We start from the raw sequence: 13,262 nt of genomic DNA, 5'->3' as shown, positions 1-13,262 counted from the left end.
TACAAGAGAGCTTTTTTACTCCTACTCCTACTCCTGTTCCATATGAATGCCAGTATGTGCCTTCACCTGTATTTCCGCAAACGTCTCTTCATCAACTGTTTTATTTGACGACAGCACCGTTCCGATCCATGCACCGAGGAAGCCGAGCGGGATGGAAATAATGCCCGGATTAGAAAGCGGAATAAGCGGATCGCCGGTAAATATAGCTCCTCCGGACGGGTCCCACACACTAGGGCTCATCGATACAAGCACAAGCGCGCTGATCAGGCCTGTCAGGCTGCCCCACAAAGCGCCTGTAGCATTGAATCTCTTCCAGAAGACCGTAAACACAATCAGCGGGAGGTTTGCGCTGGCCGCCACCGCAAACGCAAGTGCGACAAGGAACGCCACATTTAAGGACTGTGCAAAAATCGCGAGGAGAATCGAGAGAACTGACACGGCGACAGAAGCCCATCTGGCCGCTTTCATCTGTTCTTTTTCAGTTGCTTCTCCCTTTCTGATAATCTGGCTGTAAATATCATGGGCAAATGCTGAGGCGGCAGACAGCACCAATCCTGTCACGACAGCTAAAATGGTAGCAAAGGCGATGGCTGATACAAAAGCAAACAGAAAATCTCCCCCGAGCGCTTTCGCTAAAAGCGGAGCCGCCATATTTCCCGCTTGATCAGCCGCCGTAATCGCGTCAAAACCGACAAACGCAGCGGCGCCAAAGCCGAGAAACACCGTCATAATGTAAAACACACCGATAATCCATGTCGCTGACACAACGGATGTCCGGGCAGTCTTGGCATCCTTAACAGTATAAAACCGGATCAAAATATGCGGGAGCCCGGCAGTTCCAAGCACGAGTGCCAGGTTTAACGACAAGGTCTCCAGCGGCACCTTGTACTTATTTCCGGGGTTTAAGAAATCAGCGCCAAGCGGAGTTGCCGTTTTCATCTGCTCAAACATGGTATTGAGGTTAAAGCCGAATTTCGAAAACACGATGATTGAAATGACGAGTGTTCCGGCCATCAGCAAAACGGCTTTAATAATTTGAACCCAGCTTGTCGCGATCATGCCGCCAAACACGACATAAATGGTCATCAACACTCCGACAATGAGGACCGCCACGGTATAATCCAGCCCCAGCAGCAGTTTGATCAGCGCGCCCGCCCCCACGAGTTGGGCGATCATATAAAAAGTAGAGATGGCAATGGTATTAAGAGCCGCGACGCCGCGGATTTTCTTTTCTTTAAATCGAGCCGCAATCATGTCCGCCATCGTGTACTTCCCAAGATTCCGAAGCGGTTCCGCCACGATGTACAAGACAACGAGATAAGCCACCAGAAAACCGATGCTGTAAAAGAATCCATCAAATCCATATAACGCAATCATTCCGGCAATCCCGAGAAACGAGGCCGCGGACATGTAGTCGCCGGCAATTGCCAGTCCATTCTGAACACCGGTGAGCCCGCCGCCCGCCGTATAAAACTCACTCGTCGTTTTCGTCTTCTTCGCGGCAAAATACGTGATGATAAGCGTCAGGCCGACAATTGCTAAAAATAATAGAAAAGCAGTCATATTCATGTCTGTTCACCCTTCAGATCTTCCTTTAAAGCGCTTACATACCGATCGAAATGAGCCGCCCTTCGGGAATACACCGTACTCAGTATCCAAGTCATGGCGAATTGGGCGATGGCAAACAGCCAAGCCCATGAAACAGCTCCAATGGCCGGTGCATTCAAAAAGGTGAAATAAGACGTCAAAACAGGAAGTGAAAAATAAAAGACAAAAAAGAAAATCGCTGAAGGAACAATAAAAGCGCGTTTCTGCTTTAAAAAAGCTTGAAAAGACGGCGTTGCAGCAATCTGTTTGTAATCAGCTTTGTACATGGCTTTCCTCCTTTTATTCGCTAAACGTAAGCAAAAAGGTACACCAATAGGTATGTACTGAAAGTCTGATTTATGCTGAATAACATCTGGAGGATGAAAAAAGAAGGAAGTCGTGAAGAGGTGAACATAGAGGTATAAAGACAGGCGAAGGTTTTCCAGCTCGGCAGCGTATAAAACGCGTTTGCTTTCAAAACCTCACCGAATGCAGCTTGTTCTCAGCAAAGCTGCTGTTTACCAGAGCCCGGTTAATAGATGTTCGCATCACCTCTTTATGACAATGCATGTGCCAAGAGGTGATTGCATCACCGGCTGTCTGTCGTATGTTAGCTGACACACCGTTTGTCCTCAAGCTCGGCGCAGCAATCGCTTTCGAATAGAGGAAATGGTGAAAACTCAGATCAGATGATAGAAAAGCCAGAGGTAATAGATCCGCCTGTTCGGATTAGTCTTGGCGGACGGTTTTTTTGTGATTATTCTTTCTCAATGCTGTCTCAGATTCTAAAAACTGCCTCACATCACGAATGCCTAACCCAATGGATCTAGCTTCTTGCATTAACATATGCCAATCTTTGTCCAAATCTTTTTTAACATGAGTTTTCATAGTAACCTCCAATTGTATAAAATGTTTTCCTGCAACATGCGGGCAATAAAGATGAGCCGGCGCGATGATGAGGCGAGTACAACAAATTTCACACATAGTTGCTCGGTGTTCACAAACTGAAGGAAAAACCACCTACCTATTCCCTAAAAAAATGACTAATATAACCAATGAATCTTATTTATAATAATAAACAATTAAATACTGACTGGATAGTATGTAAATGAAAATAAATCATTCAGCCTATTAAAAATGACCCCGGGAAAACCGAATAGCATAAGCGTCCAAAGAAATAAATACCGCTAAAGATTGATCCGTTGTAAGATAAGGGTAATCATACCGCCTGGAGAAAAATATGAAAAAAAACAAATTTCAAATGAAAAGAGAAGCAACATTTCAAAGTTTTATAGACGCTGGCTTGAATTTGTTGATTGACCGAGCGTATGATCCGGTTTCTGTAGAGGATATCAGCAGAGCAGCCGGGTACAGCAAAGGAGCGTTTTATGTTCATTTTGTCAGCAAGGAGGATTTTCTGCAGCATCTTCTCGAAAAACGACAGATGAAAAAAGAGATCATCATAGGGTATCTTGATCAAATGGAGCAGGTCTCAGTGAAACCGCTGACATTGGACGAGGCTGCAAAACATGCCGCAGAGCTGCTTTATTCCTATTACATAAATAAGCCGTCGTGGGAGATTACCTCATTTGCCATGAATATGCCGACATACAAAGTCCTTCAGAAATGCAAGGCCTATGTCCGGCTGTACGAATTGTGGGTGGAAGAAAACGCGTTATATATTAAGTGGCTGAAGGAGAGAAAGCTGATTGACGCCTGTATTGATCCGGAATATACGGCTAAAATAATATGTGCAGTGCTCGACGGAATCATCAAACAATCGTATGTATTGGGTCAGCCCGCCACATTCCGCAGCTTTTTAGACGCACTCTCTGTTTTTTTTACTCTGGACAGAGAGCAAGTGAGCCCAAGAATTTTGAAAAGTTTTTCAGGAAGCGAGGAACATCAGTGAAGTATAGAGAAATGATTATGTATATCATTATGGGGGTTTTCACAACCATTGTGAACATCGCCAGCTTTTATATATTGGTAGAGATCATGAATATGGATTACAAAGCCGCTACTATAGCCGCTTGGATTTTGTCCGTGCTGTTTGCTTACATAACAAATAAATTATATGTATTTCAGCAAAAAACACATGACCTGCAGAGCCTGATAAAAGAGATCACTGCCTTTTTCAGCGTTCGGGTCCTGTCTCTTGGCATAGATTTAGGCATGATGATCATTCTTGTCGGCCAGTTCAATACAAATGAAACTCTTGCCAAAATACTCGACAACGCGGTGATTGTTGTCGTTAACTATGCCGCAAGCAAATGGCTCGTCTTTAAAAAGACAAAAGAGGAAGGGGTATAACAGGGGACAGCAGCGTATGATCTACAGTTTTCACTGAAGAAATAAGGGGAAATAAAAAAATAAAACAATGAAAGGTGATTGCACATGCGGGAAGAGCTAAAGGGGATATTTGCAAGTGTATTCGGAGAAAAAGAGGGGTTACGGTTTTTTTTCGCACCTGGAAGAGTGAATCTGATTGGGGAACATACAGATTATAACGGCGGGCATGTGTTTCCGTGCGCGCTGACTATGGGTACATATGCTGCTGTTGCAGAAAGAAACGACGGGGTTGTACGGATGTATTCAGACAACTTTAAAGACGCAGGGATCAAGAAATGCTGCCTTGACGACATCCGCTATCAAAAAGAAGACGACTGGGCGAACTATCCGAAAGGCGTCATTTATGAATTTCAGCAAAGGGGCTATTCAGTTCCTCATGGCTTTGACATTGTGTTTTCAGGGAATATTCCAAACGGAGCGGGACTGTCGTCCTCCGCTTCTATTGAATTGCTGATGGGAGTTGTGCTCCAAAGCTATTTTCATCCTGAAGTGGATGCGCTTGAGCTTGTGAAAATGGCGCAGCATGCGGAAAACACATTTATCGGTGTTAATTGCGGGATTATGGACCAATTTGCAATCGGAATGGGGAAAAAACACCATGCGATGCTGCTGAACTGCGACACGCTGGACTATGAATATAGCAAACTCGATGTCTCAGGCCTCGCGCTGGTCATCGCGAACACGAACAAAAAAAGGACATTGGCAGACTCAAGCTATAATACGAGACGCCAAGAGTGCCATGACGCCTTGCTTGATCTGCAAAAAACACTTGATATTGCCTCGCTGGGCGACATCAAGCCTTCTGATTTCGACGCGCATTCCAGCTTGATCCAAAATGAAACGAACAGACGCCGGGCAAAGCACGCCGTATACGAAAATCACCGTGCTATCAAGACGGCTCATATGTTCAAGGAAAATAATGTAGATGAAATCGGGCGGTTAATGAAGGAATCCCACCTTTCACTGAAGGATGATTATGAAGTGACATGCCTTGAACTTGATGAGCTTGTGTTTGCGGCGTGGGACCACGAAGGTGTGATTGGCTCAAGAATGACGGGAGCGGGCTTCGGCGGCTGCACCATCAGCATTGTAAAAGATGCGTTTGTTGATGATTTTATCCAAAAGGTTGGAGACAGATATCAAGAAAAAACAGGGCTCAAAGCGGATTTTTATGTCGCTGATATCGGAGAGGGAGCGAGAGAGCTAAAGGGGGAATGACACATGAGTATCATTGAACATCTGGAACAGCTGCTGGAGTATGGACTGGAACGAAAACTCATTTCGATCTGGGATCGGGAATATACGAGAAACCGCCTTTATGAAGCGTTGGACATCAAACACCCCGAGCCGGTTTCCCACACTTGCATCAAGCAGGCACAAAGCCTGCCGGATTTGCTTGCTCCTATTTACAAATGGGCTGCGGAAACCGGTCGGATGGAAGCGGATACAGACACATACCGTGACTTGCTCAGCGCAAAGCTGATGGGATGTTTCGTACCTGCTCCGTCTGAGGTCATACGCAAGTTTGAAGAGACAAAAGCATTATACGGCCCAAAACAGGCCACAAAGGAATTCTATCAATATTCAGAGGATGTCTATTATATCCGGTCTGACAGGATCGCCAAAAATGTTCATTGGACGGTGCCGACCGAATATGGCGAGTTGGAAATGACTATTAATCTATCAAAGCCCGAAAAAGACCCGAAAGCGATTGCAGCTGCAAAAGAACAGGCGCAGACAAATTACCCAATGTGTTTGCTTTGTAAAGAAAATGTTGGGTTTGAGGGAAGCGTGAATCATCCAGCCCGCCAAAACCACAGAATCATTCCGGTCATCCTTAAAGACGAACAATGGTACTTGCAGTTTTCGCCATACGTCTATTATCCGGAGCATTGCATTGTCTTAAAGGGTGAGCATGAACCGATGGAGATCAGCAGAAAAACATTTGAAAGGCTGCTGTCATTTCTCGGACAATATCCGCATTATTTTATTGGTTCAAACGCGGACCTGCCGATTGTCGGCGGCAGCATCCTAAGCCATGATCATTTCCAGGGAGGGGCACACGATTTTCCGATGGCGCGTGCAGAAGCGGAAGACGTTTATGAATTAAATGATTATCCCGGCGTGTCGCTGGGCTTAGTGAAGTGGCCAATGTCCGTGCTCAGGCTCCAAGGAGACAAACCGGATCATGTCGCCGAAGCTGCTGATCATCTATTCCGCACGTGGCAAACGTATTCCGATGAAAAAGCCGGCATAGCCGCCTATACAGGCGATACGCCCCATAATACGGTCACTCCGATTGCGCGACGCAGGGGAGACTTGTATGAACTCGATATCGTGCTGAGAAACAATCGGACAGATGAGGAGCATCCATTAGGAATATTCCATCCTCATCAGGAAGTTCACCATATTAAAAAAGAAAATATCGGCCTGATTGAGGTCATGGGATTGGCGATATTGCCGGGCCGTTTACAGAAAGAAATGAAAGAAACGGCAGCGGCGCTATGCTCCGCTGATCCGAAATCCGCTTTAGAACAAAATCCGCTCACAGCAAAGCATAAGGAGTGGGCTCTTCGGATGATGGAAAAAAGAACGATAACAAAAGAGAATGTGGATCTAGTCATAAAGGAAGAGCTTGGACATGTATTCGCGCGTATTCTTGAACACGCCGGTGTATTTAAACAGACAACGGAAGGAAAACAGGCCTTCAGAAGGTTTATCGATCATTTAGGCGTCAAACCAGTCAAAAGCCTCAACCGTTAGGGTTGAGGCTTTTCCGATTTTTTTGCAAAACAAATGCCCAAAACGCTGATGCTTTGGGCACTGTTACTTTTATCCTCTTTTTCTGGCTAACAGGCTTACTAGAAATACAACAATGGCTGCGCCGATCACCGCTGGAATAATGGCAAATCCGGCTAGGTTCGGGCCCCATGTACCCAGCAGCCCGTGTCCGATCCACGCACCGATAAGACCCGCGATCATAGACCCGATAATTCCGCCCGGCATATCTCCTTTAACAAACAGGCTGCCAAGCCATCCGATAATAATTGCGACGATAAGGGAAATAATAAAACTCATCATACAACACATCCTATTTTATATTTATTTGCTTATATCATTCCTCTTTTTTGTATAAGATAAACAATTGGATGCTCTCATAAAAAATGGGAACAGTTCAGAACATATCGCCGCTTTAATAAGCCTTTTCTTTCAAAATTGGTTGCGTTAAAATGGTAGCCGTGTGAAAAGATGCTAGACAAGGAAAAAATAATTCCTTTCTAGAAAGTTTAACAAAATGAAACTTTTGATTGACCTAAGTTTTTTATTGTGGTAAACCTTTATTTGTCAGAATTAGTTCTTCATCATCTTTCTTTACTTATATGCGGAAATAACTAGAAACTTTTCATCTTAAGCGATAGATGTGAATAAAGTTGGAGCAATTTTTGTCGATTTTATGACATTTAAGCGAAAATGGGATGAAGTTTATAAAAAAATAAAGCTAATAAGTGAAGTTTTTGATAGCATAACAAAGTAGAGAAAAGATTTTGAGGAAGTATGCACTTCAGATTTATTACATCAATAGGAAGGATGGTGATCTTCTTGTTCAGAGCATTAAAACCGTTACTTGTATTAGCGCTGTTAACTGTGGTTTTCGTCCTTGGGGGATGCAGCAATGCTTCAGTACTAGATCCGAAAGGGCCTGTAGCTGAACAGCAAAGTGATTTAATCCTGTTATCTATCGGATTTATGCTGTTTATCGTCGGGGTTGTCTTTGTTCTATTTACCATTATTTTAGTAAAATACCGCGACCGTAAAGGCAAAGATAATGGATCTTATAACCCAAAAATTCACGGTAACACGTTCTTAGAAGTAGTCTGGACAGTGATCCCAATTTTAATCGTCATTGCACTTTCTGTGCCAACCGTACAGACGATATATTCGTTAGAAAAAGCTCCTGAAGCAACAAAAGACAAAGAACCTCTTGTTGTTTATGCTACTTCGGTAGACTGGAAATGGGTATTCAGCTACCCTGAACAGGATATTGAAACGGTCAACTACTTAAACATTCCTGTCGACCGCCCGATCTTGTTCAAAATTTCATCTGCAGATTCAATGGCTTCGCTTTGGATTCCTCAGCTTGGAGGACAAAAATACGCGATGGCAGGAATGCTGATGGATCAATACTTACAGGCTGATGAAGTGGGAACTTATGAAGGCCGCAACGCGAACTTCACAGGCGAACATTTTGCCGACCAAGAGTTTGATGTGAATGCTGTAACAGAAAAAGACTTTAACAGCTGGGTGAAAAAGACTCAAAATGAGGCTCCTAAGCTGACAAAAGAGAAGTATGATCAATTAATGCTTCCTGAAAATGTGGACGAATTAACGTTCTCTTCTACCCACTTAAAATACGTTGATCACGGACAAGATGCAGAATACGCGATGGAGGCCCGCAAACGCCTTGGCTACCAAGCCGTTTCACCTCACTCTAAAACAGATCCGTTTGAAAACGTAAAAGAAAATGAATTTAAGAAGTCTGATGATACAGAAGAATGATATTGATCAGGAAAGGAGGAAGCCCGCATGAAATTTAAATGGGATGAATTTTTTGTAACTGGTGACCCATTAATTCTTGGCGCACAAGTTTCCATTGCACTATCTACCATTGCCATCATTGTTGTTCTTACCTACTTCAAGAAATGGAAATGGCTCTGGTCTGAATGGATAACAACTGTTGACCATAAAAAACTCGGAATCATGTATATTATATCTGCTGTAATTATGCTATTCCGCGGCGGTGTCGACGGTCTGATGATGCGTGCCCAGCTAGCGCTTCCGAATAACAGTTTTTTAGACTCAAACCACTATAATGAAATTTTTACGACTCACGGTACGATCATGATCATCTTCATGGCGATGCCGTTTTTGATCGGTCTTATTAACGTTGTTGTACCTCTTCAAATCGGTGCTCGCGACGTTGCATTTCCTTACTTGAACAACCTGAGCTTCTGGACGTTCTTCGTAGGAGCAATGCTTTTCAATATTTCTTTCGTAATCGGAGGTTCTCCGAACGCAGGCTGGACAAGTTACATGCCGCTTGCAAGTAATGACATGAGTCCTGGACCGGGTGAGAACTACTATCTCCTCGGACTTCAGATTGCCGGTATCGGTACGCTGATGACAGGGATCAACTTTATGGTAACAATCTTAAAAATGAGAACAAAAGGCATGACACTGATGCGTATGCCGATGTTTACATGGACAACACTGATCACAATGGTTATTATCGTGTTTGCGTTCCCTGTACTTACAGTAGCTTTAGCACTTTTATCATTTGATCGTTTGTTCGGTGCTCACTTTTTCACATTGGAAGCAGGCGGTATGCCGATGCTTTGGGCAAACTTGTTCTGGATTTGGGGACATCCTGAAGTATATATCGTTATTCTTCCGGCATTCGGTATTTTCTCTGAGATTATCTCAAGCTTTGCAAGAAAACAATTGTTTGGTTACACAGCGATGGTTGGTTCTATTATCGCCATCTCCGTATTGAGTTTCCTAGTTTGGACTCACCACTTCTTCACAATGGGGAACAGTGCGTCCGTTAACTCTTTCTTCTCAATTACGACAATGGCTATCTCGATTCCGACCGGGGTTAAAATCTTTAACTGGCTCTTTACCATGTATAAAGGCCGAATCAGCTTTACAACGCCTATGCTGTGGGCGCTTGCGTTCATTCCTAACTTCGTAATCGGCGGGGTTACAGGGGTTATGCTTGCGATGGCAGCAGCGGATTATCAATACCATAATACGTACTTCCTTGTATCTCACTTCCACTATGTGCTGATCGCAGGTACTGTATTTGCTTGTTTCGCCGGATTTATTTTCTGGTATCCAAAAATGTTCGGCCACAAGCTGAACGAAAGAATCGGAAAATGGTTCTTCTGGATCTTTATGATCGGGTTCAATATTTGTTTCTTCCCGCAATATTTCTTGGGGCTTCAAGGCATGCCTCGCCGTATTTACACATACGGACCGAATGACGGCTGGACAACATTGAACTTTATTTCAACTGTCGGAGCTTTTATGATGGGTGTAGGATTCTTAATCCTTTGCTATAACATCTACTACAGCTTCCGCTACTCAACTCGTGAAATCAGCGGAGATTCATGGGGTGTGGGACGCAGTCTTGATTGGGCGACTTCTTCTGCGATTCCGCCGCATTACAACTTTGCGGTGCTTCCTGAAGTCAAATCTAAGGATGCATTCCATCATATGAAAGAAGAAAAAATCGAGTTATACCCTGAAAGCAAATTCAAGAAAATCCATATGCCAAGCAACTCAGGCAGACCGTTCTTTATGTCTGTTGCCTTCGGTATCGCCGGCTTTGGACTTGTCTTTGAATGGTACTGGATGGGCGTAGTCGGATTGATCGGAGTCCTGCTCTGCATGGTTCTGCGTTCATTCGAATACGACAACGGCTACTACATTAGTGTTGATGAAATAAAAGAGACGGAAAGAAAGATTTCCGAATAAGGAGGCGTGAGTTATGGAACATGCAGAACACGGCAATTCTAACGCGCCTATGGAATATCAATCTGAAACCGGCAGACTTAATATTCTCGGGTTTTGGATCTTTTTAGGGGCAGAAATTGTGTTGTTCTCAACACTATTTGCAACCTTCTTCGTTCTTCAAAACAGAACAGCAGGAGGTGTCTTACCGGACGAACTGTTTGAAGTGAATCTGGTAATGATTATGACGTTCTTGCTGCTTATCAGCAGCTTTACCTGCGGGATCGCTGTTCATGAAATGCGCCGCGGAAGTTTAAAAGGCGTAGTCATTTGGACAATTATCACTCTTCTTCTCGGCGCCGGCTTCGTCGGATGCGAGATCAACGAGTTTGTCCACTATGTACATGAAGGAGCATCTCTCGGTACAAGTGCGTTCTGGTCTGGATTCTTTGTTTTACTTGGAACTCACGGAACTCACGTAACAATCGGTATTTTCTGGATTACAGGAATTCTGATTCAGTTGAAGAAACGCGGCTTAACTCCGCAAACTTCATCTAAAATCTTTATCTCAAGCTTGTACTGGCACTTCTTAGATGTTGTATGGATTTTCATCTTTACAGGTGTCTATCTCATGGGATTGGGGGGTCTGTAAAATGGCAAACAAATCTGCTGAACACAGTCACTTTCCATGGAAGCACATTGTAGGTTTTGCACTGTCTATCGTTTTGACCCTGCTGGCTCTATGGGTTGCAGTGTATACTGACCTGAGCTCATCAGCAAAACTTTGGATCATTTTCGGCTTCGCCTTCATCCAAGCGGCGCTGCAGCTTCTCATGTTCATGCACATGACAGAGAGCGAAAACGGCGGTATCCAAGTCGGAAACACGCTGTTCGGATTCTTCGGTGCGATCGTTATCGTACTTGGTTCCATCTGGATTTTCGCGGCTCACTATCACCATGGTGACCATATGGACGGAAATCCTCCTGGAGGCGCTGAACACTCAGAGCATTCAGGCCACAACGAATAATACAAAAACCCTCTTCGTTAGAAGAGGGTTTTTTGCTGTCCTCAGCTGCTTCGCTTTCTGCGAAGATACGGAAGACCGTAAATAATAAATGCGGCGATATGAGCGACAATGACGTTGACGGCAAACAAGATAATCATGAGAGTGTGTCCGAGTGGAGAAAGGCTTTCTGTTGCGTAAAAGAAGAAGAATACCCACATTAAGATGATTGGCGGAATAGCTGAGAGTGCGACTTTTTTGTTATCAAGCCATATAAAGAGAGGTGTTGCGCTGGCAACCAATAAATAAGCAAAAAACATGTCCATCATACCCGTCTCCTTTCATTTTGTGATAACGTTTACAAAAATGAAATAGAGGAACTGAGTTGTGTCTTTTTTGTGATTGTTTTTTGAACATTTTGTTACAATTATTATACCATGTTTTCCAGAAATTGATACAGGTTTTTGTGGAATTGGTCTGGACCTATCGTCTTATTTTTAAGTTCATTTCGCTAGGAGAATGTACGGAGCTTTTTTAAAAAAACAGGGGGGATGCAGATGTATCAGGTAGTCAAGCTTGAAAAAGAAGACTGGCGAGAAGTGATCCGCATGTCTGAATATGCTTTTCAGAAAGAACTCAGTGATGAGGAACGAGAAGAGAAAGTAAAAGCTTTAGAGAACCATTATATCATCGGAATCAAAGAACAAGAGAAACTCCTCTCTAAGCTTCACATCATTCCCTTTTCTGTGATGTTGGAGGAACAGGAGATGAAGATGGGCGGTATTGCCGGGGTGGCAACCTGGCCTGAATACAGAAGAAAAGGTACAGTAAAGGAGCTTATTCGAAACGCTTTAACGGTCATGAAGAAAGAAAACCAAATCATCAGCTTTTTGCATCCGTTCCTGATCTCCTTTTACCGTAAATTTGGCTGGGAGCTCTGTTTCTATCAAAAACGCCTGAGCTACCTCAAAGAACAGTTTCAAAAGCTAGGCGATGTCTCTGGGTACGTGAAGAGGCTTCAAAAAGATGAAACAGATGCAGTGAATGCTATCTATAATCAGTACAGAACGAAGCATAATGGGCTGATGAAACGTTCAAAGGAGCATTGGACAGAGAAGGTCCATGGGATGAAAGCGATGTATATCTCTGAAGATGGGGTGCCCTGTGGATATCTTGTGTATGACATCAAAAATAAAACGATGCGAGTTAAGGAATTTGTTTATTTGAACAGAGAGGCACAGAGAGGCTTGTGGAATTTTATTTGCCAGCATGATTCGATGCTGAATGAAGTGGAACTGACTGTACGGATGGAGGAAGATCTTGATTTTTTAACTGTCGAACCCCGAGTCAAACAAGACATATATCCTTATAGTATGGCGCGCATTGTTGACGTTGAAGGTTTTTTTCGGGAATATCCAAAATCTCGCATGACAGCACCCTTTGACTTTAAGGTTACGGATCAATGGGCCCCATGGAATCAACAGACTTTCCGCGTCGACTCGGAGCAAGTGCAGATCATTCCAGAAGAGTCATCAGACCATCTAATAGAATGCAGCATATCTTCTTTAACCGCTTTCTTTCTAGGCGCCAGAAATGCCCGTTTCCTTTATGAAACAGGCATGATAAATGGGCCGGTATCGGAAATCAAACGGCTTGATGATGTTTTTCAGTCAAAACCTCCATTTCTTATGGATTTCTTTTAACCCCTTATTTAAAAGGGGTTATTTTCATTTGAAAAGTTTTGTGTCAATCGAAACATTTCGGTTTATGATACGTCATATTTCGTGTAGCTGAAAAAGCGCCGCAAAT

Annotated in this window: 14 protein-coding genes; 9 read left to right on the top strand and 5 right to left on the bottom strand. The window is 43.7% G+C overall.

Translation table 11 applies throughout. The features are described 5' to 3' along the window. Nucleotides 1-27: 27 nt before the first annotated feature. The 3 genes from GYO_RS41645 to slrA all read right to left on the bottom strand — a co-directional run bounded on the left by GYO_RS41645 (nt 28) and on the right by slrA (nt 2,475). A complete protein-coding gene (locus GYO_RS41645; protein WP_014115626.1) occupies nt 28-1,569 on the bottom strand; it encodes a solute symporter family protein in 1,542 nt (513 codons plus the stop codon). After that, complete coding sequence (locus GYO_RS41640; RefSeq protein WP_003222190.1) at nt 1,566-1,874, bottom strand: DUF485 domain-containing protein; 309 nt, start codon at nt 1,872-1,874, stop codon at nt 1,566-1,568. The genes GYO_RS41645 and GYO_RS41640 overlap by 4 nt, the downstream gene beginning before the upstream one ends. A gap of 442 nt (nt 1,875-2,316) precedes the next feature. After that, complete coding sequence (gene slrA / locus GYO_RS41635) at nt 2,317-2,475, bottom strand: transcriptional regulator SlrA (RefSeq protein WP_014115625.1); 159 nt, start codon at nt 2,473-2,475, stop codon at nt 2,317-2,319. Between the two features lie 352 nt (nt 2,476-2,827). On the opposite strand from slrA, the gene GYO_RS41630 reads away from it, so the two are divergent. From GYO_RS41630 to galT, 4 genes are all read left to right on the top strand, one after another. Beyond that, the gene (locus tag GYO_RS41630; RefSeq protein ID WP_014115624.1) at nt 2,828-3,499 is read left to right on the top strand and encodes a TetR/AcrR family transcriptional regulator; all 672 of its coding nucleotides are present in this window, start codon (nt 2,828-2,830) and stop codon (nt 3,497-3,499) included. Nucleotides 3,500-3,516: 17 nt separating this feature from the next. Then, nucleotides 3,517-3,900: a GtrA family protein gene (locus GYO_RS41625; protein WP_014115623.1), complete on the top strand. Its 384-nt coding sequence runs from the start codon at nt 3,517-3,519 to the stop codon at nt 3,898-3,900. 84 nt (nt 3,901-3,984) lie between these two features. Next, nucleotides 3,985-5,157, top strand: a complete 1,173-nt coding sequence (locus GYO_RS41620; RefSeq protein ID WP_014115622.1) for a galactokinase — start codon at nt 3,985-3,987, stop codon at nt 5,155-5,157. Between the two features lie 3 nt (nt 5,158-5,160). Further along, a complete protein-coding gene (gene galT, locus GYO_RS41615; protein WP_014115621.1) occupies nt 5,161-6,702 on the top strand; it encodes a UDP-glucose--hexose-1-phosphate uridylyltransferase in 1,542 nt (513 codons plus the stop codon). Between the two features lie 69 nt (nt 6,703-6,771). Here galT and GYO_RS41610 read toward each other — a convergent pair whose 3' ends face one another. After that, nucleotides 6,772-7,017: a GlsB/YeaQ/YmgE family stress response membrane protein gene (locus GYO_RS41610; protein ID WP_003222176.1), complete on the bottom strand. Its 246-nt coding sequence runs from the start codon at nt 7,015-7,017 to the stop codon at nt 6,772-6,774. Nucleotides 7,018-7,530: 513 nt separating this feature from the next. Here GYO_RS41610 and qoxA point away from each other — a divergent pair. From qoxA to qoxD, 4 genes are read left to right on the top strand one after another with little or no spacing between them, the layout of a single operon-like run. After that, nucleotides 7,531-8,496, top strand: a complete 966-nt coding sequence (gene qoxA / locus GYO_RS41605) for a cytochrome aa3 quinol oxidase subunit II (RefSeq protein WP_079287695.1) — start codon at nt 7,531-7,533, stop codon at nt 8,494-8,496. Between the two features lie 27 nt (nt 8,497-8,523). Next, nucleotides 8,524-10,473: a cytochrome aa3 quinol oxidase subunit I gene (qoxB, locus tag GYO_RS41600; RefSeq protein ID WP_014115619.1), complete on the top strand. Its 1,950-nt coding sequence runs from the start codon at nt 8,524-8,526 to the stop codon at nt 10,471-10,473. A 13-nt stretch (nt 10,474-10,486) separates the two neighbouring features. Continuing rightward, complete coding sequence (gene qoxC, locus GYO_RS41595) at nt 10,487-11,101, top strand: cytochrome aa3 quinol oxidase subunit III (RefSeq protein WP_003236031.1); 615 nt, start codon at nt 10,487-10,489, stop codon at nt 11,099-11,101. A gap of 1 nt (nt 11,102) precedes the next feature. Continuing rightward, entirely contained in the window at nt 11,103-11,477 is a 375-nt protein-coding gene (gene qoxD, locus GYO_RS41590; RefSeq protein WP_003222169.1) for a cytochrome aa3 quinol oxidase subunit IV, read from the top strand. A gap of 41 nt (nt 11,478-11,518) precedes the next feature. Here qoxD and ywcE read toward each other — a convergent pair whose 3' ends face one another. Then, a complete protein-coding gene (ywcE, locus tag GYO_RS41585) occupies nt 11,519-11,782 on the bottom strand; it encodes a spore morphogenesis/germination protein YwcE (protein WP_003227411.1) in 264 nt (87 codons plus the stop codon). Nucleotides 11,783-12,010: 228 nt separating this feature from the next. On the opposite strand from ywcE, the gene GYO_RS41580 reads away from it, so the two are divergent. Beyond that, nucleotides 12,011-13,156 carry a GNAT family N-acetyltransferase gene (locus tag GYO_RS41580; RefSeq protein ID WP_014115618.1) on the top strand — a complete coding sequence of 382 codons (1,146 nt, stop codon included), beginning with the start codon at nt 12,011-12,013 and terminating at the stop codon, nt 13,154-13,156. The last annotated feature ends 106 nt before the right edge of the window (nt 13,157-13,262 follow it).

It is taken from the genome of Bacillus spizizenii TU-B-10, from assembly GCF_000227465.1.
Lineage (GTDB): Bacteria > Bacillota > Bacilli > Bacillales > Bacillaceae > Bacillus > Bacillus spizizenii.
Note: the sequence above shows the minus strand (reverse complement) of the source record. Positions and strands in the feature narration are given on the sequence as shown.